Source organism: Synechococcus sp. PCC 6717 (assembly GCF_022698185.1).
In the GTDB taxonomy this organism is placed as follows: Bacteria; Cyanobacteriota; Cyanobacteriia; order Thermosynechococcales; family Thermosynechococcaceae; genus Thermosynechococcus; species Thermosynechococcus lividus.
The window spans coordinates 409,429-431,840 of the sequence record NZ_JAKLTV010000001.1; the positions used below are offsets into that span (position 1 = coordinate 409,429).

Below are 22,412 nucleotides of genomic sequence, written 5' to 3' on the forward strand. Positions count from 1 at the left end.
GTCTGAACATCTGGCTCTCCTGCAATCGTTCCTACAGATTCTAACGTATCCCCCCTTTAACCCAAGGTTGCCACCACCCGTGCCATTGCCTCGATTACATTTGCTTGGCTATTAAACGCTGAGAGGCGCAGATAACCTTCTCCGGCTGCCCCAAAGCCCGCTCCTGGGGTTCCCACAACGTAGCAGGTGTGTAGCAGCGTATCAAAAAAGTCCCAACTGCTCATGCCGTTAGGGGTTTTCACCCACACATAGGGGGCATTCACCCCCCCATAAACCGCCATCCCTGCTTTACTGAGGCGATCGCGAATCAGGCGAGCATTCTCAAGGTAAAGGCTCACTAATTGGCGCACTTGGGTTTGACCCTCTGGAGAATAGACCGCCTCAGCACCGCGCTGCACAATGTAGGAAACGCCGTTAAACTTGGTGGACTGTCGCCGTTGCCACAGTGACCAGAGATCTACAGCGTCGCCGCTAGGGGTATAGCCTTTCAGCCCCTTGGGCACAACTGTAAAGGCGCAACGGGTGCCCGTAAAACCAGCATTCTTAGAAAATGAGCGAAACTCGATGGCACAGTCCCGTGCGCCTGGAATTTCGTAGATGGAGTGGGGGATGGCAGGATCGGTGATGAATGCTTCGTAGGCGGCATCAAAAAAGAGAATAGCGCGGTGCGTGCGGGCATAGTCCACCCACGCCTGCAAATGCTCGCGGCTGGCCACCGCACCCGTTGGGTTATTGGGAAAGCACAAATACACCAAGTCAACGGGGTCACTGGGGAGTGTAGCGGTAAAGTTATTCTCGGCGGTAATGGGTAAATACACTAATCCGGCATACTCGCCGCGATCGTTGGCCTCGCCGGTATGCCCTGCCATGACGTTGGTATCCACATAAACGGGATAGACCGGATCAGTCACAGCAATTTTATTGCTATCACCAAAAATATCCAGAATATTGCCGGTATCACATTTCGAGCCATCGGAGATAAAGATTTCACTGGCATCAATGTCGCAGCCACGGGCTTGAAAATCATGGGCCGCAATTTTTTCACGCAGCCAACTGTAGCCCTGTTCGGGGCCATAGCCTTTGAAGGTGGCGCGATCGCCCATCTCCTCCACCGCTTTGATCATGGCTTCACGGCAGGCGGCGGGCAAGGGTTCGGTCACATCCCCAATGCCTAAGCGAATGAGGGGAGCATCGGGATGATCCTTGAGAAAGTGATTGACGCGGCGGCTAATTTCCGGGAACAGGTAACCGGCTTTTAACTTGAGGTAGTTTGCGTTAACAACAGCCATAGGGGTGGAGGTATCGAAAATATAACGGCAACTAACGGCAGGGCGCTGCATCCATACTCTGCGCTCTACGCAATCGTGGCTAGAACAAACAAAGTGTATCAGGATTCGAGGACGGCGGTGAGACGAGTCTGGGCAAGGTCTAGTGCCGCTGCTAATTTTTCTGGCTGTGAGCCMCCCGCCTGCGCCATGGTGGGTCGACCGCCGCCGCCCCCACCACAGACCTTGGCCAGTTCTGCCACCAATTGACCGGCATGAACCCCCCGCTGCACCACCTCTGCGCTAGCCGTTACAATGAGATTCACTTTCGCTGGGGCGGGTTGAGTCCCCAGAACCACGACCCCTTGCCCCAGTTTGCTCAGGAGCCACTCCGCAGCGGTTTTTAGACCTTGGGGATCCACACCGTCTAAGCGGCTAATGAGGACGGCGGTGCCACCGATCGTTTGCACCTCCCCTAGTAGGGCCTGGGTTTTGGCAAGGGCTAGCTCGGTGTTAAGCTGCGCCAACTGCTTTTGTTTGGTTTTGACCTCCTCTTGGAGTTGGCTGACTCGCTCTAGGATCTCGTCTGGTTTGGCTTTGAAGCGATCGCACAGGTTCCGGACAATGGCATCCCGCTGCTGTAAGTAATCGCGCACAGCAGCCCCAGCAATGGCTTCAATGCGACGAATGCCTGCGGCAACGCCACTTTCACTAATGATCTTGAACAGGCCAATTTCGGCGGTATTGCTGACGTGGGTGCCGCCACAGAGTTCCATCGAAACCCCCGGAATATCCAGAACGCGCACCTGTTCGCCGTATTTTTCCCCAAACATGGCGATTGCCCCTTTGGCTTTGGCCTCGTTGAGCGCCATGATGGTGGCAGAGGTGGGATGGCTTTCGCTAATCCACGTATTGATCTGATCTTCGATCTGTTGCAGTTCGTCGTGGCTGAGGGCACGGGGGCAGTTAAAGTCAAACCGCAGGCGATCAAAGGCAACAAGGGAACCTGCTTGGGCAATATTCTCGTCAATGAGTTTTTTCAGAGCCGCTTGCAACAGATGGGTAGCGGTATGGTGTGCCTGTACCCGCCGCCGACAACTCAGGTCAATTTGGGCGGTGAGGCGATCGCCCACCTTGAGGGTGCCCCGCTCCACTTTGCCATAGTGGATAAACACCTCCCTCTGTTTTTGGACATCGGCAATACGCACAAGGCAATCGGTACCTGCTAAATAGCCGCGATCGCCAATTTGCCCGCCAGACTCGGCATAGAAGGGGGTTTGCGCCAAAATGACTTGGACATTGTCCCCCGCTGCGGCGGTCTCTGCTGGATGCCCCCCCACAAGGAGAGCAGTCACAGTTGTGGTCACAGCAGACTGGTTATAGCCGCAGAATTCGGTAGGATGCAGTTCCTCGCCCAGGGAATCTAGCCCTTCTTGCACTGTAATATCAATGGTTTCATGAGCTGCTTGTGAGCGTTGGCGCTGCTCGGCCATACAGGTTTCGAACCCAGCGACATCGACACCAATCCCCTGCTCAGCAGCAATCTCTTGCGTTAATTCCAGCGGAAACCCATAGGTGTCAAAAAGAATGAACGCATCGCGCCCCGACAGTTGAGCAGCCTTCTGTTTCTTGTGCTTTGGCCGCTTCAGGGGTGCTAGCATATCCGCCAAGAGCTTCTCGCCGCGATCTAGGGTTTTGAGGAACTGCTCTTCCTCGCGCTGTAACTCACTGAGAATCACTGAGCGCCGCTCTTGCAAGTTCGGATACACTGGAGCTGCCAACTCTATTGCCACCGTGGCCAACTGGGGGGTGATGACGTCGCTAATGCCTAGCAAACGGCTATGGCGGACAATGCGCCGAATCAGCCGCCGCAGCACATACCCACGCCCGACATTGCTGGCGGTGACCCCATCAGCAATGAGGTGCACCACTGCCCGACTATGGTCGCCAATCACCTTTAGGGAGGTTTGTTGGCTGGCATTTGCTCTAGAGTAGGTCAGCCCCGCTAGGGTTGCTGCCGCTGTCATGATAGGGAAGATCAAATCCGTTTCGTAGTTATTAGGAACGCCCTGTAGCACCTGCGCCATGCGCTCTAGCCCCATGCCAGTATCGATATTTTTGGCGTTGAGAGGGGTGCGATGCCCTTCATCGTCTTGGTTCAATTCCATGAACACCAAGTTATATAGCTCAATAAACCGGCGATCGTCCTCCAGATCAATAGCGTCCAAGCCCTTTTCAGGGTAGAAATCATAGTAAATTTCTGAACACGGGCCACACGGACCCGTTGGGCCAGCACTCCAGAAGTTACTGTCTTCGCCCATGCGTTGAATGCGCTCTTTGGGCAAGCCCACTTGGCGATGCCACAGCTCAAACGCCTCGTCATCCTTTTCAAACACGCTCACCAAGAGGCGCTCTTCCGGCAGGCCATAGACGGTGGTCATCAGTTCCCACGCCCAGGCGATCGCCTCCGCTTTGAAGTAATCCCCAAAGCTGAAATTTCCCAGCATTTCAAAGAATGTGTGGTGGCGGGCAGTGCGACCCACATTTTCGATATCATTGGTTCGCAAGCACTTTTGTGCCGTCGTGGCACGAGGCACGGTTCGCGGCTGCTGCCCCAGAAAAACTGGCTTAAAGGGTAACATTCCAGCAATGGTGAGCAAGACCGTTGGATCCTCAGGAATTAACGAGGCGCTGGGGAGGATCGTATGTCCCTTGGCGGCATAAAACTCAAGAAATTTTTGGCGAATTTGATCACCACTGAGGGCAGTGATCGCCGACGAAGAAGGGGACGAAGTCATAGTAACGGCATCTCGACGGGGTAGCAGTCAGACTACTATTATATTTGTTATATTTGCTTTATATTTGCTTAGCCCTGCGACAACGGCCACCCCCTAAATTCGTTGGGGAGGGGAATCGAGTGCCGTAAACAGTAGCGCAAATACATCAATTGCCGCCCAAGGTAATTATGCCCTTGGCGATCGCGCCCACAACCCCAATAGCTATCTACAGGAGAGTCTTCTACAAGATCCTCCTCTTCAGTTGCCAGCAATAACTGGCGCAACGCTGCGTGAGTCGTAAACTTAGCCACCAGTGCCCGCCACATTACCTGCTGCTTAACCTGTTCCCAATCCTGACGCACCGGATAGGTAGGATCACGCCCCAATTGTGCTGCCGCACGAGCAGTGGGGGCAGTGCGAATCCTATGGCCAAGCGCATCATAGGCGGTTCCTAAAAACTTATGGGCTTGGTAATAATGCTCTACTGTTGGCCAGTAGTAATTGTCCAACCAAAATCCATGACGAGAAAAATTTGAAAAATCACCATAGGCATCTTTAAGATGATAAAAGTAAATTGTCATTGTTGTCAAATATCGAGGTAGCGCACCACAATTATTAATTATTAAAGGATGAGGCTGAAGCTGAGATCATCATGACGCAGATGAGGAATTAATCGTCAAGCCAAACGAGATCAAGTGCAGGGTCATCGCCAGAAATACCTGTGGCATCACCGTTCGGCCTGCCACTTGCCAGAAGGATTTAGGGTGCGGTTTGCAAACGCGGGATACGCCTGCCCCACCTTGCGTTTTGTAAACGCTATATTATTTTTCTAGGGATTCAGCTATCACTAGGGTATTGCCCTCCACTCCAGAAGTATTGAAATTCAAAAAGAACGGTAAAGAAAAAGCCTAAAAGCGGAAAACCTTTTAGACTTGACGTTAGTTATTTAACGTCAAAGGGTTAACATGGGGAATGCTGCGAAAAGATTGCGTGGATGGCGCATTTGGACAGTTCTTGTCTTTACTGGAGTGGGTGTGCTGGAAATGGGGAGGGTACTTTGCGAAAGTCAATCCCAACGGCACTTGCCAAACCTGTCCGAGCAGTGTTGCGACTGTTAGCAACAGCTTGGAGGTGAGAGGACATCGTTGTTCTGAGTGTGGGTATCGAATGCATCGTGACCATGCGGCATATGCTAAAATCTACGATCTGGCATTATAGATAGCGTTTACCTATGCCCAAAGTTCTGGTTTCCGATCCCATTGAGCAGGTGGGGCTTGATTTACTTGCCCAAGTCGCCCAAGTCGATGTCAAAGTTGGCCTCTCCAGCGAAGAACTCATCAAAATTATTCCCGAGTACGATGCGCTGATGATTCGATCAGGCACTAAGGTGACCAAAGATGTAATTGAGGCGGCCAGCCAACTGAAAATTATTGGCCGTGCTGGGGTAGGGGTCGATAACGTTGATGTGCCTGCGGCCACCCGCAAAGGCATTATGGTGGTCAACTCTCCGGAAGGGAATACTATTGCTGCGGCTGAGCATACTCTGGCATTGATGCTGTCCTTGGCACGCCATATTCCTGATGCTAATGCCTCGGTCAAAGGTGGTGAATGGGATCGTAAACGCTACACGGGCGTGGAAATCTACAAAAAAACCCTTGGCATCATCGGTCTAGGCAAAATTGGCTCCCATGTGGCTACCGTTGCTCGTGCGATGGGGATGAAGCTCTTAGCCTACGACCCCTATCTGTCAACAGAGCGCGCTGATCAACTGGGGTGCCGCCTTGTGGAGTTAGATGTCCTGTTTGCTGAGTCTGACTTTATTACCCTGCACCTACCCAAAACACCGGAAACCCAACACCTGATCAACGCCAATACCATTGCCAAAATGAAGCCCACGGCTCGCATTATTAACTGTGCTCGTGGCGGCATCATTAATGAGTCAGACCTAGCGGCAGCCTTGAAAGCAGGTAAATTAGCAGGAGCTGCTCTCGATGTGTTTGAAAACGAACCCCTCGAACCCGACTCAGTGCTGCGCTCTCTGGGAATGGAAGCCATTTTAACACCTCACCTCGGTGCCTCAACTGAAGAAGCTCAGGTCAATGTAGCCATTGATGTGGCCGAGCAAATCCGAGATGTGCTGCTGGGGCTGCCCGCACGCTCTGCGGTCAATATTCCGGGGTTGCGGCCAGATCTACTTGAGCAATTGTCACCCTATATGCAGTTGGCGGAAACGCTGGGGAATCTGGTTGGCCAGTTGGCAGGAGGACGGGTTGAAGCCCTTGAGGTACGCCTCCAAGGGGAGTTGGCAACCAATGACAGCCAACCCATCGTGATTGCGGCGCTGAAGGGGTTACTCTCTCCAGCCCTACGGGAGCGGGTCAACTATGTCAATGCAGGCTTAGAGGCGAAAGAGCGGGGGATTCGGGTGGTGGAAACCCGCGATGAATCTCAGCGAGACTATGCTGGCTCCCTAACGCTGATTGCTAAAAGCTCCTCTGAAAGTCGTTCCGTCTCCGGTGCCTTACTTGGTCACAGTGAGTTACGCATTACCAGTATTGACGATTTCCCGATTAGTGTATCGCCTACGCGCTATATGCTTTTAACGCTGCACCGCGATATGCCGGGTATTATTGGCAAAATTGGCTCGCAGTTGGGCAGTTTTAATGTGAATATTGCCAGTATGCAGGTAGGACGCAAGATGGTGCGCGGCAATGCGGTGATGGTGATCAGTCTTGATGACCCCCTGCCGGAGGGGCTGCTGGAGGAAATTCTCAAGGTTCCCGGTATTCGTGATGCCTACATCGTCAACCTTTAGGCTATTTGTGTGATTCAACGCTGGTGGGAAATTTCGGTCACCTGCCAAGCCGCCGCTGAGGAGGTTGTCTATTGGCGGCTGCAATGTTTTGGTTGCGAGGGGGTGGCCACCCAGCAGCAGCAGGGTCGTATTCTGATTCAGGGGTATGTTCCCCAGCAGCAGATCACGCTGTTGGATATTGCTGCGTTGGGTGTATGGATTGAACAGGATGTGGTGGCGCAGGGGTACTTGCCGCCTAAGCTACAGTGGCAACTGGTGAATGAGCAGGACTGGGCCCATAGTTGGCAAGCCTACTGGCATCCTTTACCGGTGGGCGATCGCCTGTTGATTTGTCCTGCGTGGGAGGATCCGGCGATTGACGAGCAACGCTTTTTGCTGAAGCTAGATCCTGGCATGGCCTTTGGCACCGGCACCCATGCTACTACCCAATTGTGCCTCGAAGCCTTGGAAATGCAACTGGACGATACCTTTGCGCCCCTGCCGCCGACGGTTATTGCGGATATTGGCTGTGGCAGTGGCATCCTTTCCATCGCAGCATTGCTGTTGGGAGCTACCAAGGTTTATGCCGTTGATGTGTCTGATTTGGCTGTGATTGCAACCCAGCGAGGAGCCGCGCTAAATCATATTTCTCCGGAGCAATTGGTGGTTGCCCAAGGCAGTTGGGAGCAAGTTCCTGAGCCGGTGGATGGTATTGTCTGCAATATCTTGGCATCAGTGATTATGGAGTTGGTGCCCCAGTGGACACCCCTTCTGAAGCCGAAAATGTGGGGGATTTTCAGCGGCATTCTACTTGAGCAAGCAGATCAGGTGGCCGCCGTCTTAGAACAGCAGGGCTGGAGCCTAGGCAGTGTTTGGCGACGGCAGGAATGGTGCTGCCTGAATGCTCGGTTTGAACCTAACGCCTATCGCTGAATGGTCAGAAATTCGCTAGGCTAGGGGAAGCAGAATGACTACGGAATGGCTAGGACTGGTATCTGCAAAGGATAATAGGATGTTTGTTAATAGTTGCTGACCTTTGCAGTGGCTGGATCTAAGTTCCTCAAAAAAATGTCTCATAATCCGTGGGCGATTTCTGTTAGAAAGGCTACAATCAATGAGGTTTTAGTTAAAATTGGTCAAAAGATTCCTACTACGTGCCAGCCGTCCATCTGCGCCTGCTCCCTGACCACTCGTGTCATACAGGACTTCTGTCACTAAACTACGGTTGTCAGCACGGTCAGCTGTGGGGTCAACACCTATAACCACACCCCCAACCCATTTGCTCTCGCGTCATCTCGCGAAACGCTGGATGTGGCGATGTGGGCAGCGGTTGGGCACTACTGTGAACCATGCATTATTAGGGAGACTTTAAGAGGACAACGGCATGACCCAAGCGAATGTACTTGACGTTTACGAACCCGCAACGAACCCACTTGAAGATGAGGTTGCTCTCCTCAGGGACTACGGCCTTGATGCTGTGGACACCGACGATGAGGAGAGCGAAGACTTTGAGGAGGTCAGTGACGATCTTGACGACAAGCCTAGCAAAGGTCGTGCCAGTCGGCGGCGCACTCAGGTTAAGAAGAAACACTACACGGAGGACTCAATTCGCCTCTATCTGCAAGAGATTGGCCGCATTCGCCTCCTGCGGGCGGATGAAGAAATTGAACTGGCGCGCAAAATTGCCGATTTGTTGGAAATGGAGCGGGTGCGCGATCGCCTCAGTGAACAGTTGGGCTGCGATCCAGAGTACCTTGAGCGGAATCCGGCGCAATGGGCAGAGAGCTTGGGAATGTCCCTACGGGATTTTCGGCACCGTCTGTTTGTCGGGCGCAAAGCCAAGGAAAAAATGGTGCAATCGAACCTGCGGCTAGTGGTGTCGATCGCCAAAAAGTATATGAATCGGGGGTTATCGTTTCAGGACTTAATTCAAGAGGGCAGTTTAGGGCTGATTCGCGCTGCCGAGAAATTTGATCACGAAAAGGGCTATAAGTTTTCCACCTATGCAACGTGGTGGATTCGCCAAGCCATTACCCGCGCCATTGCTGACCAGTCCCGCACCATTCGGCTGCCGGTGCACCTCTACGAAACCATCTCCCGCATTAAGAAAACCACGAAACTTCTCTCCCAAGAGATGGGTCGCAAACCCACTGAAGAGGAAATTGCCGATCGCATGGAAATGACGATCGAAAAATTGCGTTTTATCGCCAAGTCTGCCCAGTTGCCGATTTCCTTAGAAACGCCTATCGGTAAAGAGGAAGACTCGCGCCTAGGGGATTTCATTGAATCCGATGGCGAAACCCCCGAAGATCAGGTTTCAAAGCACCTATTACGGGAAGATTTGGAAACCGTATTGTGTACCCTTAGCCCCCGCGAGCGGGATGTGTTAAAACTGCGGTATGGTTTGGACGATGGCCGCATGAAAACCCTAGAGGAGATTGGGCAACTTTTTAATGTGACGCGAGAGCGCATCCGTCAAATTGAGGCCAAGGCACTCCGCAAACTGCGCCATCCCAACCGCAATAGCGTTCTTAAGGAATACATTCGCTAAGGAGTACTCTATGTTGCGCCCCCTCATTACCTTAACCCTTGGTGTGACCGTAGCAACCCTAGTTGCGCCTCAACCGGGTCGCGCCCAAGCCTGTGCCTATGTTAAGGGCCTAAGCCAAAGCGTTGGCAGTACGTCGTTTTTGGAGGGGGGGACGCTACCCCTAGGTCTAGGGGCGGGTGCCGTGGCGATCGGTGCTGTGGGGGTTACCCTGTGGCAACGCCAACGCCGCGCCAACGCTAGCACTCGCATGACGACACCAGCTTCTGGGGTGGAACTGAACGTGGTTCTACCGGAGTCAGAAGCTACGGTGAGTTCAAAGGCGGAAGACGTAACACCGATTGCTTAGGCGAAGGCGATCGTGATTGGCAGCGATCGCCACCATGGGGGTATTCGTTGACTGTCGTGGCATTGCCCAGTCGGATACCCTTTTACTATTTTTATTGTTAGTGTTTTTCCAGCTTGGGAACCACCGCCGTAATCTGGCGATTAAAGGTTGCGTCAAAGGTATCAGCGCCCTGAAATAGATACCAAACTGCTTCAATAACGCAGGCAATGCGGGCGATCGCCCCCAAGGAGCCATGCTCAACTGTTATTGGCGAAAAGAGGATCCCAAGCAACAGGTAAAACACGCCCCACAGCGGTTGCCGGAGATAAAACTTGTGAACCCCGGGCACGAGAATGCCCGTCAACGCCAGACCGATGGCGATCGCCCGGTTACGGTAGCCCATACTCACTCCCGTTGATGACATACTCTAATAATCACCAATAATCAACAGTAAAGCACTGCGATTGAATCAACGATTTAGGACTACCTGCAGACCCTTGACCTCCATTTCAATTATTACTGCCACCTATAACGCCGCCGCCCACTTGCCCGGCCTCATTGAATCCATCCGGCAGCAGAGCGATCGCAATGTGGAGTGGATTGTCATTGATGGTGCCTCTGAGGATGGCACCCTAGACCTCATCAAAGGCGCATCAGACGTCATTACCGACTACCTCAGTGAACCTGACTTTGGCATTTTCCATGCCCTTAATAAAGGGATTCAACGCGCCTCAGGGGACTATTACCTAGTCGTTGGTGCCGATGATCGCCTCGACCCGATGGCGATCGCCCACTATAAACGCGCCGCAGCAGAGACCAAGGCTGATATTATTTGCGCCAATGTTTACTCAGAGCAACATCAACTCATTCAGCCAACAGGAGGAGCCATTTGGCACCATGGTGTACAATCCTTTACCACGACTCAGTCCGTTGGCACACTTATTCGCCGGGCGCTACACCATACCTATGGCTACTACTCCCATCGGTATCCTACCGCAGCCGATGCTGCCTTTATTCTCAAGGCAACTCAACAGGGGGCTAGTACAGCTAGAGCCAATTTTGTTGCTGGTCAGTATAATACAAAAGGCTTTTCTTACCGCTATAAAGCTGCACTACTCTGCGAATTATTTATTATTCAGAAGGAGTTTTTCCCGAAATGGCTGCAATTGCTACTATTAGTTTATCGCCTTATCAAAAATTATGCTCAGCTTTAATCTGTAATGCAGTACCGAATCCTAGCTCATATTACAGGGTACAATGATTCAAATTCCCTCAATAAATGTATTGATAGTCTGTTAAAGCAAACCTACCAGATTTCAGAACTATTGATTATTGATAATTCATCCACCGCTTTAGCAATTAGTGTTCCCCTAGGTAAGATATCTCTGAACGTTCAGCATCACCCCGAAAATATTGGTATGGCTGGCAGTTTGTGCCAAGGCATTCAATATGCAGTTAATCATGGATTTGATTTTATTTGGACATTTGATCAAGATAGCTGTCCGACTGATGATACACTAGAAAAATTAATTACTTTCTATACAAATTTTTCAAAAAAAGATCAAATCGGTATTCTTGGTTGTGTAGCTGTTGATGATAGTACGGGTCAAAAAGACGGTGGATTTTTGTACAAAAATTATCGATTTCAGAAAATTTCCTGCGATCTCTTAAATACTTATTATGAATGTGACGCTGTAATCACTTCAGGGTCACTGATTAACTGCCAAATAGCACCAAACGTACCACTGCCCAATACATTGCTGTTTATTGATGCAGTTGATTTTGATTATTGTATGAAAATCCGCCAGCACAATTATAAAATTTTTATCCTAAATGAGGCAGTTCTAAGACATCGATTTGGTAACTCAAGAACCGTCTATCTTCCCTGTCGCTCCCATGCAACCTACTTATACACCTATTCAACCCTAAGATATTTTTACGTCCATAGAAACCATACCTACCTAGAAACCCGCTTGGCGCGTAACCTTTTCTTTCAAGTCTTGTCTGTTGCCTACCGTGTACTGAAAGCCATCAGAAAGGTTGGGGTTATTTTAATTTTTGAAGAATCAGACAAGCTCTTAAAGACCTATGCCTGCCTTAGAGGTACAGTAGATGGCCTACTCGGCCGCCTAGGTAAAACATGGCACTGAGGGTTCAGGGTTGTTTTAGGCGCATCATTTCTGTTTGAATTCGCTGGCTGAAAGCATTGTCCTGCTGTGCCCGTAGTGTAATGGCATTAAATTGTTCAAGGGTCATATTGTATTTCTTGAGCACCTGCATCGCATCCCGAGTATAACTGGCACAAATGGTTTCCATGCCACTGGGGATATTTTGCGGACTCATGGCAAAGCAGGAATTTCGGGGGATTTGCCCACCCGCCAACGCTTGCGCTTGGCGATAGTATTTTTGGCGAATGGGTTCAATTTCTAAGACAACACGAGCATAGTTGATGAGTTCCCACGGAGCAATGACATCGGATTGGGATGCTGCTTGCCCTAAAGAGATACTAGGAATCACACTTACGAAAAGTAGGCTCAATATAGTGCCAGAAAAAATCATGGGCAACAAAGTCCAACGCATCCTCTGTGCTACCACCACGCTAGGGACATTATCTATACACTTTACTTGGAATCCTCTTGCTGGATTCAGGTTCCCGCTCTTGGACGTGTGAGGTTTGCAATACAGAGCATGACCGAGACGTGAACCCTGCGATCAACATCAGAAATGAAGCCTTGCGGAGATTGGAGTTAGGAACTCGCTCTACTGCCTTTGGGAGGGAACGTAAGTCATCTGGTAAGACTTCGGTTTTGTTAGATGCTGTCCCCGTTGAACAAGGAAGCCGCTTATCTATCCCGTAGCGATGATGAGCGGTAGTTCACCCACCCTCAAGCTAGTCTATGCCACGTATGGTGGGTATAGCAGCAATAATGCCATTCTCGGCATTACTGAATGGAGCGATGAATCAGAGGCCAACAGGTATTTTTTGAAACTTCAAATAATACAGCGGATTCCTTAATAAGTGGGTACACTCTTTTTGATGGTGTTTCAGGAAGAGAGTGTGTTCATGGCTGCCTTAGCTCTCGATTGACGGACGCGCATTGTGACGTCTGATGAGTCAGGAACAACGTCGATCCGGAAACTAGCCGCCCAGTTCCAAGTGAGTAAAACAACCGCCCACACGCTCATGAAGTTGCAACGGGAAACCGCAGACGTGGCTCCCAAACCAGCCCGAGGGGGCAAATCCAGTGCGCTGGTCGCTCAAGATCCAGACTACCCCTTGTCGCAATACTGTGAGGTGTGGCTAGACCGCACTGGGATGGATAGTGCTCAACGTACGATGTGCCGATGTTTACAATGGCTTGAGTGAACCTGAAAAAACCAACACGCCAAAGCCAACTAACATCGGCGGTTGTCCAGCAGCAATGGCACCAATTCTGGTCACGCATCACTCAAGAGTCGGTTGACAATCTCGTCTTCCTGGATGAGATGGGGATATTCGTCGGCATCATGCGAGACATGGCTCGGCATCTGAAGGGAACACGAGCCGATGACTTTGACGGGGTGTACCGGGGTAAGCGTTGTTTATCTGCCTCCCTATTCACCTATTGTACTCATTGCTGCTACTGTGCCAGCTAGTTATGCAATCTGCTGGATGCAATGCCGAAATTTACCGAAAAATGCTGTAAAGCCCCTGCCTTTAGGCATGGGGAGTATGTCAATGCAGGTGAATCTAAATCTCACAATTTAATTCCCCCAACCGCTGGTTAAAGCGCAGGTTTTCGCTATAGTCCACGGCAACATCAATGATGGTGGGCACCGGCTGCTCGAGGGCTGTTTTCAGGGTGGGAATAAAGTCGGCAGTGGCTTGAATGCGATAGCCCTTGAGACCCATGCTATCCGCTAGTTTGACAAAATCAGGGTTGCCAAAGTGGACGTAGGCCGGCTCGCCAAAGTAACGGTGTTGCTTCCACTCAATGAGGCCATAGCCGCCATCATTAAAAATAATGGTGGTGAAGTTGGTCTTCATCCGCAGTGCGGTTTCTAGCTCTTGGAAGTTCATCATAAAGCCACCATCACCGGTGACCGCTACCACGTGGCGATTGGGGTGCACAAGCTTAGCCGCCACTGCCCCCGGTACAGCAATGCCCATGGCGGCAAAGCCATTGGAAATTAAGCAGGTATTGGGGCGATCGCAGTGGTAATGGCGGGCAATCCACATTTTGTGAGCACCCACATCGGAAATAACAATGTCGTCAGGCCTCATGACTTGCCGCAAATCATAGATGATTTTTTGGGGTTTGACGGGAAAGCTATCGTCTTGGGCAAACTGGCAATAGTCGGCAACGATCTCTTGCCGCAGTTGCAGGGCATAGGGGGGGGCTTTGTCTTGGCGATCGGCGCGCTTGAGAATTTCGTACAGAGAATCGGAAATATCCCCAACCACTTCAACCACAGGGATATAGCTACTGTCAATTTCAGCGTGGGTTGCTGCAATGTGGATAATTGGCAGGCGGCCATCAGGATTCCAGCTTTTGGGGGAGTATTCAATCAGGTCATAGCCAATGGCAATAATTAAATCGGCATGGTCAAACCCACAGCTAATGTAGTCCCGCTGCTGCAACCCCACTGTCCACAAGGCTAAGGAGTGCTGGTAGGGAATCACCCCCTTGCCCATAAACGTATTAGAAACAGGAATATTGAGTTTTTCCGCAAAGTGGGTCAAGGCCGGTGCTGCATGGGCACGAATGGCACCATTGCCCACCAAGATTAAGGGGTTGTCAGCTTGGCTAATCAGTTCCGCAGCCTTGAGGATGCTTTGAAAGGAGGCATAGGTTTTCTCGGCGGGTTGGGGCTTGAGGGGATAGCCTTCGACGGGCATGGCCGCAATATTTTCTGGTAGGTCAATGTGAACAGCGCCGGGCTTTTCGTTTTGCGCGATCTTAAAGGCTTTGCGGACAATTTCCGGTGTGATACTGGGGCGGACAATCTGTGCATTCCACTTGGTGACTGGGCTAAACATGGCCACCAGATCAAGGTATTGGTGGGACTCGATGTGCATGCGATCGGTGCCTACTTGCCCCGTAATGGCCACAAGGGGTGCGCCATCCAAATTGGCATCGGCAACCCCTGTCATGAGGTTGGTGGCTCCTGGCCCCAAGGTCGAAAGACACACCCCTGCCTGACCTGTTAAACGGCCATACACGTCTGCCATGAAGGCGGCTCCCTGTTCATGGCGGGTCGTTACAAACTGAATGCTGGAGTGGCGTAAGGCTTCGAGAACATCAAGGTTTTCTTCGCCAGGAAGGCCAAAAATATATTTCACGCCTTCGTTTTCAAGGCATTTGACGAGGAGTTCAGCAGTATTCATGAGGTAATGGTGGGTACTACCTTCAATCCTAATCTGTTATCCGTGGGCAAACCTGAAGATGTTTGCAAATCCTCACCAAAGTTTCAGCCTGCTGCCACGGTTGAGATCACTTTGGCCAAATCAAGGTCGCGTTGGGTGATACCGCCAGCATCGTGGGTGGTAAGGCTAACAGTGACGCGGTTCCATGAAATACAAATGTCGGGATGGTGCCCTGCCTGCTCGGACGGTTCCACAAGACGATTGACAAAGGCAATAGAGCCAAGGAAATCTTGAAACCTAAAGGTTTGCTCGAGGCGATCGCCCACCAGAGACCATCCTGGCAATGCGGCAAGCTGGGCTTCAATTTCGGCGGTAGATAAGCGTTCAGCCATACTTTTTGCACAACTCTATAGACTAATTATTGCGAATTTGCAGCGGAGGGCGGGGGTGCAACCTCCCAGCGGGAGCCACTGCCAACCCAGCAAATGTCCCACCGCACCACTGGCTCATGCTGCGATCGACGACGTTCGCCAGTTCAGGTCGCCAATGCGCCCAAGCTGCAGGAGGTAACGCTAACGCGCCCCAGTAGGCGCCAAATAGGCATCCCAGCAGGGGTAGGGTAGGAACATCTTTGACCAATTGCTGTGCCAGCATGAGGTTACCGGGGGCGATCGCCAACGCATAGCGCACTTGCATCACTGGCTCTGGGGCTGCCGCCAAGCAATTGACTGGCTTGACTAACGGTTCCGGTCGCCACGCCTGCTCCAAGTATTCATGAAGCAGTGCCTGAATATTGGCCAACGGTGCTGGCACCACAATCAACGGCTGTTGCCATGCCGCCAAAAGATGGGGCAGAGCGGCACACCAATCATCTTGCGCCGGGGCATCCGCCAACCACTGCTGCCTATACTGCTTCACAAGCACGGGGGACTGCTGCTCGAGACCCCACAGCCCGCCTAACAGGGCACCTCTAAACTGCTCGTAAACCCCACCCCTAACCATCGTTGCGCCCCAACACAATCGCTATTTGTTTGATGACCCTTGCTAGGGAGTACTCGCCAAAAGGCTTTACCCCTTCGCCAAAATCCGTTATAGTTGTAAATTGTCGGTAAATTCCACCCCCTATGCAAATAACTGTTGCAACAATCCTACGGCGTGAGCGAGGGCTACAACGATGATTAAACTCCGCCTCAAGCGCTACGGCAAAAAGCGCAATGCCACCTACCGCATTGTAGCCATGAATAGTCGCGATCGCCGCGATGGCCGTGCCCTCGAAGAGCTTGGCTTTTACGATCCCATTCGGGAAGAAGTGCGCCTCAAAGAAGACGCTATTAAACGGCGGTTAGAGCAAGGCGCGCAACCCACGGATACGGTGCGGCGGCTGTTTGTCAAAGCCAATTTACTGCCCCAGACTAAGTCGTAATGAGCGAGTTAGCGTCTGCTCCTAATTATGTGGAGTTGATTCGCTTTTTGCTGGAGCCGTTTATGGAAGCCCCAGACACCCTGCGCATCCATGCTGAGTTTTCACCAGCGACGTCCCGAATTTGGATTCGCTTGGCCTTTGCGGGTGAGGATAGAGGGCGCGTTTATGGTCGTGGAGGGCGTAATTTGCAGGCGATTCGCGCCGTGCTGAAGGCCGCTGCTCAGGCTACGGGTCAGCAGATTTACTTAGATGTTTATGGCGATCACAAAAGTGAGCCTAAAATAAATAATCATGAGGGCGATCGCCGTGGGCGACCCCATCGTCGTTCTTATCCATCATCAAGGAGGCAAAGTTAGCGCGTGTCTGAAGTGCGTTTAGGTGAAAACGAATCCATCGAGTCGGCTCTACGGCGGTTTAAGAAAAAAATTCAAAAGGCGGGTATTTTATCGGAAGTAAAGCGGCGTGAACGTTACGAAAAACCCAGCTTGCGCCGCAAACGCAAACAGGAGGCTGCTCGTAAGCGCAATCGCTAAGCCCTATTGCCAGTGTTGCCATGAGCGACAGCTTAACAATTGATCTCCACAGCACCGAAAGTGCGATCGCCCTTGTCGGGGAGCAAGAAGCCAACCTACGCATCTTTGCTGCGCAAACAGGGGCGACGCTTGTTTTGCGAGGCCGTGATCTTTACATCACTGGTACCACTGCTCAGGTGCAACTGTGTCAGCAACTCATCCACGACCTAGGCACTCTTTGGCGTGAAGGCAAAACCGTTTCGGGTGTCGATATTCTCACCGTACGTCATGCCTACGATACCCATCAGCGGGAAGCTCTGCGAGAACTCCAACAAGACATATTAGCGCGAACCCGGCGTGGTGACGTTATCCGTGCCAAAACCTTTCGCCAGCGTCAATACATTCAGGCAATTCGCCACCACACCCTCACCTTTGGGATTGGACCTGCGGGAACCGGCAAAACCTTTTTGGCCACCGTGCTTGCCGTTCAAGCCCTACTGGCCGGTACCTACGAACGCCTTATTTTGACCCGTCCAGCGGTGGAAGCGGGTGAGCGGCTGGGGTTTTTGCCGGGGGATTTGCAACAAAAAATTGACCCCTACCTGCGGCCGTTGTACGATGCCCTCTACGAACTGGTAGAACCCGACAAAATTAGTCATCTGATGGAGCGAGGGGTCATTGAGGTGGCACCATTGGCCTATATGCGGGGGCGAACCCTCAATAACGCCTTTGTGATCTTAGATGAGGCGCAAAACACTACCCCCGCCCAAATGAAAATGGTACTGACCCGCATCGGGTTTAATTCCTGTCTGGTTGTGACGGGGGACTTGACCCAAACTGACTTACCAGAGCACCAAACTTCAGGGTTAAGTGTTGCTGCCAGTATCCTCAAGGACGTGGAAGGGATTGCCTTTTGCTATCTCACCAAGGGGGATGTGATTCGGCATCCTCTTGTTGAACGAATTATTGATGCCTACGATCGCCACGAGCAGGCGCAGGAGACCCCCAAAAGCCAGCGCCAGCGATCGCGCAAATGATTACTACGGTATCGCGCTTAAGTCCACTGGTACAGCTAGCGCCTAGCCTCGCGGCGGGGTTGCAGCAGTTGGCAGTTGGTGTTGGATTCTGGTGAACGACCGCTTACTTTACCGATCTCACACTAGGAGAATACACGATGGTTGGTTTTATGGGTCGCCTGGGGCTCGAACCCAGGACCAATCGGTTAAAAGCCGAGTGCTCTACCACTGAGCTAGCGACCCATGGTGCTTCACAGCTTTTCTAGCATAGCGGAAAGCAGGCACATATGCAATGGGTTAGTCGTGGGAGGGCTGAACCCAACGTTGCCATAGAATCTGTACACTCAGAGCCACCAAACCCACGCCAATGATGCTAAAGACGCCGGTGCCAAGGGTGCACAGACCCACAACAAGAGTACGAACCGCAACCGTTAAGCTGTAGATCAGTTGATTGTGGGTGCTAACGGCATGGCTGGCAAARCTATAGGCGATCGCCCCCGTTAAGCGGTAGAGTAACAGCCCAAGCGTACCTGCAATACAAGCACCCGTGAGGCAACGCACAGGAGTGGCGGAAGGGGCAGTCATAGGCTGATCCACTGTTGAAAAGGCTATGCTTCTAGAATACGGTAGCCAATGTCGCGGCGATAGTAGGCATCGGCAAAGTGAATGGCGGCAACCCCAGCATAAGCTTTGGCTTTGGCAGTGGCAAAATCTTCGGCCAAGGCAGTCACATTAAGAACCCGTCCCCCATGGGTCAGCCATTGCCCCTCCTGCCAGCGCGTTCCCGCATGAAAGACCTGTACCCCCTGAGCCAGAGCTGTGGGAATCCCCTCAATGACATCCCCTTTACGATAGGTCCCCGGATAGCCACCGGCAGCCATCACCACGGACAGCGCTACCTCCTTGCGCCAACGCAACGCCCCCAGAGAGTCTAGGCGACCTTCAACACAGGCGAGAAGAATCTCTAATAGCGGGGTCTCTAGCAACGGCAGCACCGCTTGGGTTTCTGGATCCCCAAAGCGACAGTTAAACTCAACCACGTAGGGTTGCAGGTCGGGGGTGATCATCAGTCCGGCATAGAGTACGCCGCAGTAGTGGATTCCCCGCCCTTGCAGAGCCGCTAGGGCAGGTTCTAGAATTTGGGCTTGAATGCGCTGCATCAACTCTGGTGTGACCCACGGCACTGGGGCATAGACCCCCATCCCCCCTGTATTGGCACCGGTATCCCCTTCACCAATGCGTTTGTGGTCTTGAGCCGGCAACAGTGGCACAATGGTTCGCCCATCGGTGAGCGCCAGCACCGACACCTCTTGACCCTCTAGGACAGACTCAATCACTACTTGGTTGCCTGCTGCCCCAAATTCCCCCCCAAAGGCGCGCTCCAGAGCAGCGATCGCCTCCGCTTCTGTGGTGGCAACCGTCACCCCCTTGCCCGCTGCTAAGCCATCGGCCTTGATCACGATGGGTGCCCCTTGAGACTGCACGTAGGCCACGGCATCCCCATAGGTTGTAAACACCGCTGCTGTCGCGGTAGGAATATGAGCCTCCTGCATCAGCGCTTTTGCCCACGCCTTACTGGCTTCGATTTGGGCTCCCGCACGACTGGGGCCAAACACTGGAATGTTCAACGCATGGAGGGCATCTGCCAACCCTGCTGCTAGGGGAGCCTCCGGTCCTATCACGACTAAATCTACCTGCTGCGCTTGGGCAAACTGACGAATCCCTTCTAGATCGGTGGCCTCAATGGCAACATTTTGGCAGCGATCGCAGCACGCCGTGCCGCCATTGCCCGGCAGGCAAAAGATATGGCTCACGCTGGCAGACTCTAACAACTTCCAAGCAATAGCGTGCTCTCTGCCGCCACTGCCGACAACAATCACCTTCACAGGTTGCTCCTATCCTCTTGGTTTTTTAACGTTGTACTCTTCATGGGACAACACACTGCGGGGCTCGATGCGATCGCCCACATCATGGCAGATCAGGCGATAGTCATAGGTGAGGGGAATGCTGATGACACTGCGGTCGTGGTTGAGGCGCTTGCCCTTAAACTGGCGATAGTCCGTGCCAGCCACCAGTTCGGCAATGACTTGGCGGGCTTTGAGGACAATCGTTTTGGGTAACCCCTGCAAATCAATCAGATCGTCGGCAAAGGTTGCCTGCCACTGCTGCCGCTCGAGCCGAGCTTGTTCCCGTTCCGTTGCTTCTCGAGCTTTGGCATCCTGTAACTGGGCACAGCGATGACAGACTTGACCATAGCCTTGATGGCCGCAGGGAAATTGTTTACGACGACGCGGCATAGTGACTCCCGGAAAGCATAAGCAGGGCAGAGAGTTCATGCCCCCTTACCCTGCTTGTACGTTTATTTTCTGGTTAAAGGTGGGATCGTGACAACTATCCCCCTTAAGCCAGCAATGCCTCAGCTTTGGCAACCACGTTATCGACCGTAAAGCCAAATTTCTCCATGAGCACCCCACCGGGGGCTGAGGCGCCAAACCGATCAATACTCAGGGTGGCATTAGCATAGCGACACCAACCAAAGCTAGCGCCGGCCTCAACGGCTAAGCGCTTCACCCCTGCAGGTAAGACACTTGCTTGGTACTCGCTGGATTGCTCGGCAAAGAGTTCCCACGACGGCATCGAAACCACCCGCACCTTTTTGCCGCTAGCCGTGAGGGCTTCAGCCGCTTTGACACAGAGGGAAACTTCAGAGCCAGTGCCAATCAAGATCAGATCTGGGGTGCCATCACAGTCCACGATGGTGTAGGCACCTTTGGCAACATTGGCTGCGGAACTACCGGCCAAATTGGGGAGGTTCTGCCGAGTTAAGGCTAAAAGCGTCGGCTGCTTGCGCCGTTGTACCGCCACTTGGTAGGCGCCGGAGGTCTCATTGCCATCAGCAGGACGAATCACAAGCAGGTTGGGGATAGCCCGCAGCGAGGCGAGGGTTTCGACAGGCTGGTGGGTTGGGCCGTCTTCGCCAAGGGCGATGGAGTCGTGGGTCATGACGTAGATCACCCCGGCTTGAGACAGTGCCGAGAGTCGCAGCGCTGGCCGCAGGTAGTCGGCAAATACTAAAAAGGTAGCGCAGTAGGGAATCAACCCTGAGTTATGGAGGGCGATGCCGTTACAGATGGCAGCCATGCCATGCTCGCGCACCCCAAAACGGATGTTACGATTTTGGTACTGCCCTTTTTGAAAGTCACCGGAGCATTTGAGTTCGGTGAGGTTGGAGTGGGTTAAGTCCGCTGAGCCACCAATCAATTCCGGCAGGTTGGGGGCGATCGCGTTTAAGCAGATCTCTGAATGCTTACGGGTGGCAACGGCTTTATCCTCTGGGGTGTAGTGGGGGAGGTTTGCATCCCAGTTGGCGGGTAAGTCCCCCCGCAGGAGCCGTTCAAACTCCGCTGCTTCCGCAGGATACTTTTGGCGGTAGGTGGCTAGGGTTTGGTTCCACTCGGCTTCTGCACGTGCGCCGCGCTCAATGGCTTTGCGGAACTGCGCTAAAACATCGTCCGGAACCACAAAGGGATCGTAATCCCAGCCTAAGTTTTCGCGGGTTAACTTGACTTCATCCACCCCAAGGGCAGCGCCGTGCACCCCAGCGGTATTGGCTTTGTTAGGAGACCCGTAGCCAATGGTGGTCGTCACTTTGATGAGGGAGGGTTTGTCGGTCACCGCTTTGGCGGCAGCAATGGCGTGGGCGATCGCCGCGAGATCGGTATTGCCATTGGTGACGTGCTGAACGTGCCAGCCGTAGGCTTCAAAGCGTTTACAGACATCTTCGGTAAAGGCAATGTCTGTGGAGCCATCGATGGAAATGTGGTTGTCATCGTACAGGGCAATGAGCTTTCCTAAGCCCCAGTGCCCCGCTAAGGAGCAGGCTTCGCCAGAAACCCCCTCCATGTTACAGCCATCGCCAAGGATGACATAGGTATAGTGATCGACCAGTTGAACATCGGGCTTATTAAACCGCGCGGCTAAGTGTGCCTCGGCCACCGCGAGACCCACAGCGTTACAAATCCCCTGCCCCAAGGGGCCGGTGGTGACTTCAACCCCTGGGGTTTCAAAATTTTCAGGGTGACCGGGGGTGCGGGAGCCCCACTGCCGGAACTGTTTAATATCCTCAATGGTGACGCTATCGTACCCCGTCAGGTAAAGCATGGCGTACTGCAACATGCAGCCGTGGCCTGCCGAGAGGACAAAGCGATCGCGGTTGAACCATTGCGGGTTTTTGGGGTTGTACCGCATAAATTGGTTCCAGAGGACGTAGGCCATGGGAGCGGCTCCCATGGGTAAGCCTGGGTGGCCAGAGTTGGCTTTTTGTACAGCATCGATCGCCAAGAATCGAATCGCATTAATGCAGAGGTCATCAAGGGATTGAGTTACAGCAGGCATTACTTTC

Annotated in this window: 25 protein-coding genes and 1 tRNA gene; 13 read left to right on the top strand and 13 right to left on the bottom strand. The window is 52.6% G+C overall.

Features of this window, described 5'->3' with window-relative positions:
- Positions 1 to 56: 56 nt before the first annotated feature.
- From L5470_RS02035 to ybiA, 3 genes are all read right to left on the bottom strand, one after another.
- Positions 57 to 1,289, bottom strand: a complete 1,233-nt coding sequence (locus L5470_RS02035) for an LL-diaminopimelate aminotransferase (protein ID WP_099799840.1) — start codon at positions 1,287 to 1,289, stop codon at positions 57 to 59.
- Positions 1,290 to 1,387: 98 nt separating this feature from the next.
- Positions 1,388 to 4,063: an alanine--tRNA ligase gene (gene alaS / locus L5470_RS02040; RefSeq protein WP_499497835.1), complete on the bottom strand. Its 2,676-nt coding sequence runs from the start codon at positions 4,061 to 4,063 to the stop codon at positions 1,388 to 1,390.
- Between the two features lie 68 nt (positions 4,064 to 4,131).
- A complete protein-coding gene (ybiA, locus tag L5470_RS02045) occupies positions 4,132 to 4,623 on the bottom strand; it encodes a riboflavin biosynthesis intermediates N-glycosidase (protein ID WP_099798557.1) in 492 nt (163 codons plus the stop codon).
- A 391-nt stretch (positions 4,624 to 5,014) separates the two neighbouring features.
- On the opposite strand from ybiA, the gene L5470_RS02050 reads away from it, so the two are divergent.
- From L5470_RS02050 to L5470_RS02070, 5 genes are all read left to right on the top strand, one after another.
- Positions 5,015 to 5,260, top strand: coding sequence for a zinc ribbon domain-containing protein (locus L5470_RS02050; RefSeq protein WP_227517588.1), 246 nt, complete (start codon positions 5,015 to 5,017; stop codon positions 5,258 to 5,260).
- Between the two features lie 13 nt (positions 5,261 to 5,273).
- Positions 5,274 to 6,857: a phosphoglycerate dehydrogenase gene (serA, locus tag L5470_RS02055; RefSeq protein ID WP_448513970.1), complete on the top strand. Its 1,584-nt coding sequence runs from the start codon at positions 5,274 to 5,276 to the stop codon at positions 6,855 to 6,857.
- A 3-nt stretch (positions 6,858 to 6,860) separates the two neighbouring features.
- A complete protein-coding gene (gene prmA, locus L5470_RS02060) occupies positions 6,861 to 7,769 on the top strand; it encodes a 50S ribosomal protein L11 methyltransferase (protein ID WP_499497952.1) in 909 nt (302 codons plus the stop codon).
- A 451-nt stretch (positions 7,770 to 8,220) separates the two neighbouring features.
- Positions 8,221 to 9,387 (top strand): RNA polymerase sigma factor RpoD, encoded by a 1,167-nt coding sequence (gene rpoD, locus L5470_RS02065; RefSeq protein ID WP_099798559.1) that lies wholly within the window; start codon positions 8,221 to 8,223, stop codon positions 9,385 to 9,387.
- A 10-nt stretch (positions 9,388 to 9,397) separates the two neighbouring features.
- Positions 9,398 to 9,733: a hypothetical protein gene (locus L5470_RS02070; protein WP_099798560.1), complete on the top strand. Its 336-nt coding sequence runs from the start codon at positions 9,398 to 9,400 to the stop codon at positions 9,731 to 9,733.
- Positions 9,734 to 9,830: 97 nt separating this feature from the next.
- On the opposite strand, the gene L5470_RS02075 is transcribed toward L5470_RS02070, so the two are convergent.
- The gene (locus tag L5470_RS02075) at positions 9,831 to 10,115 is read right to left on the bottom strand and encodes a TM2 domain-containing protein (protein ID WP_099798561.1); all 285 of its coding nucleotides are present in this window, start codon (positions 10,113 to 10,115) and stop codon (positions 9,831 to 9,833) included.
- Positions 10,116 to 10,209: 94 nt separating this feature from the next.
- On the opposite strand from L5470_RS02075, the gene L5470_RS02080 reads away from it, so the two are divergent.
- Both L5470_RS02080 and L5470_RS02085 read left to right on the top strand, forming a co-directional pair.
- Positions 10,210 to 10,926 (top strand): glycosyltransferase family 2 protein, encoded by a 717-nt coding sequence (locus L5470_RS02080; protein WP_448513973.1) that lies wholly within the window; start codon positions 10,210 to 10,212, stop codon positions 10,924 to 10,926.
- 6 nt (positions 10,927 to 10,932) lie between these two features.
- Positions 10,933 to 11,862 (top strand): glycosyltransferase family 2 protein, encoded by a 930-nt coding sequence (locus L5470_RS02085; RefSeq protein WP_099798562.1) that lies wholly within the window; start codon positions 10,933 to 10,935, stop codon positions 11,860 to 11,862.
- A gap of 4 nt (positions 11,863 to 11,866) precedes the next feature.
- On the opposite strand, the gene L5470_RS02090 is transcribed toward L5470_RS02085, so the two are convergent.
- Complete coding sequence (locus L5470_RS02090) at positions 11,867 to 12,229, bottom strand: DUF4168 domain-containing protein (RefSeq protein WP_198406168.1); 363 nt, start codon at positions 12,227 to 12,229, stop codon at positions 11,867 to 11,869.
- Positions 12,230 to 12,348: 119 nt separating this feature from the next.
- Here L5470_RS02090 and L5470_RS02095 point away from each other — a divergent pair, with 119 nt between their 5' ends.
- Together L5470_RS02095 and L5470_RS02100 are read left to right on the top strand one after the other, a co-directional pair.
- Complete coding sequence (locus L5470_RS02095) at positions 12,349 to 12,570, top strand: zinc ribbon domain-containing protein (protein ID WP_198406169.1); 222 nt, start codon at positions 12,349 to 12,351, stop codon at positions 12,568 to 12,570.
- A gap of 326 nt (positions 12,571 to 12,896) precedes the next feature.
- Positions 12,897 to 13,079 (top strand): hypothetical protein, encoded by a 183-nt coding sequence (locus tag L5470_RS02100; RefSeq protein ID WP_499497841.1) that lies wholly within the window; start codon positions 12,897 to 12,899, stop codon positions 13,077 to 13,079.
- Between the two features lie 363 nt (positions 13,080 to 13,442).
- Here L5470_RS02100 and L5470_RS02105 read toward each other — a convergent pair whose 3' ends face one another.
- The 3 genes from L5470_RS02105 to L5470_RS02115 all read right to left on the bottom strand — a co-directional run bounded on the left by L5470_RS02105 (position 13,443) and on the right by L5470_RS02115 (position 16,061).
- Positions 13,443 to 15,080 carry an acetolactate synthase large subunit gene (locus L5470_RS02105; RefSeq protein ID WP_499497843.1) on the bottom strand — a complete coding sequence of 546 codons (1,638 nt, stop codon included), beginning with the start codon at positions 15,078 to 15,080 and terminating at the stop codon, positions 13,443 to 13,445.
- 83 nt (positions 15,081 to 15,163) lie between these two features.
- Positions 15,164 to 15,451 (bottom strand): 4a-hydroxytetrahydrobiopterin dehydratase, encoded by a 288-nt coding sequence (locus L5470_RS02110; protein WP_499497845.1) that lies wholly within the window; start codon positions 15,449 to 15,451, stop codon positions 15,164 to 15,166.
- A gap of 22 nt (positions 15,452 to 15,473) precedes the next feature.
- Positions 15,474 to 16,061: a hypothetical protein gene (locus L5470_RS02115; protein WP_499497847.1), complete on the bottom strand. Its 588-nt coding sequence runs from the start codon at positions 16,059 to 16,061 to the stop codon at positions 15,474 to 15,476.
- A 172-nt stretch (positions 16,062 to 16,233) separates the two neighbouring features.
- On the opposite strand from L5470_RS02115, the gene rpsP reads away from it, so the two are divergent.
- The 4 genes from rpsP to L5470_RS02135 are packed head-to-tail and all read left to right on the top strand — an operon-like array spanning position 16,234 to position 18,031.
- Positions 16,234 to 16,482, top strand: coding sequence for a 30S ribosomal protein S16 (gene rpsP / locus L5470_RS02120; protein WP_099798567.1), 249 nt, complete (start codon positions 16,234 to 16,236; stop codon positions 16,480 to 16,482).
- Positions 16,482 to 16,838: a KH domain-containing protein gene (locus L5470_RS02125; RefSeq protein WP_499497849.1), complete on the top strand. Its 357-nt coding sequence runs from the start codon at positions 16,482 to 16,484 to the stop codon at positions 16,836 to 16,838. The genes rpsP and L5470_RS02125 overlap by 1 nt, the downstream gene beginning before the upstream one ends.
- Positions 16,839 to 16,841: 3 nt before the next feature.
- Positions 16,842 to 17,015 carry a 30S ribosomal protein S21 gene (gene rpsU / locus L5470_RS02130; RefSeq protein WP_015126245.1) on the top strand — a complete coding sequence of 58 codons (174 nt, stop codon included), beginning with the start codon at positions 16,842 to 16,844 and terminating at the stop codon, positions 17,013 to 17,015.
- A 20-nt stretch (positions 17,016 to 17,035) separates the two neighbouring features.
- Positions 17,036 to 18,031, top strand: a complete 996-nt coding sequence (locus L5470_RS02135; RefSeq protein ID WP_099798569.1) for a PhoH family protein — start codon at positions 17,036 to 17,038, stop codon at positions 18,029 to 18,031.
- 150 nt (positions 18,032 to 18,181) lie between these two features.
- Here the strand turns inward: L5470_RS02135 and L5470_RS02140 are convergent.
- The 5 genes from L5470_RS02140 to tkt all read right to left on the bottom strand — a co-directional run bounded on the left by L5470_RS02140 (position 18,182) and on the right by tkt (position 22,405).
- Positions 18,182 to 18,253 (bottom strand) — tRNA-Lys (locus L5470_RS02140).
- A gap of 54 nt (positions 18,254 to 18,307) precedes the next feature.
- Positions 18,308 to 18,595 carry a DUF3082 domain-containing protein gene (locus L5470_RS02145; RefSeq protein ID WP_099798570.1) on the bottom strand — a complete coding sequence of 96 codons (288 nt, stop codon included), beginning with the start codon at positions 18,593 to 18,595 and terminating at the stop codon, positions 18,308 to 18,310.
- A 23-nt stretch (positions 18,596 to 18,618) separates the two neighbouring features.
- Positions 18,619 to 19,896, bottom strand: a complete 1,278-nt coding sequence (gene purD / locus L5470_RS02150) for a phosphoribosylamine--glycine ligase (RefSeq protein WP_448513982.1) — start codon at positions 19,894 to 19,896, stop codon at positions 18,619 to 18,621.
- 9 nt (positions 19,897 to 19,905) lie between these two features.
- Complete coding sequence (locus L5470_RS02155; protein ID WP_099799841.1) at positions 19,906 to 20,307, bottom strand: DUF7682 family zinc-binding protein; 402 nt, start codon at positions 20,305 to 20,307, stop codon at positions 19,906 to 19,908.
- A gap of 103 nt (positions 20,308 to 20,410) precedes the next feature.
- The gene (tkt, locus tag L5470_RS02160; protein ID WP_499497854.1) at positions 20,411 to 22,405 is read right to left on the bottom strand and encodes a transketolase; all 1,995 of its coding nucleotides are present in this window, start codon (positions 22,403 to 22,405) and stop codon (positions 20,411 to 20,413) included.
- Between the last annotated feature and the right edge of the window lie 7 nt (positions 22,406 to 22,412).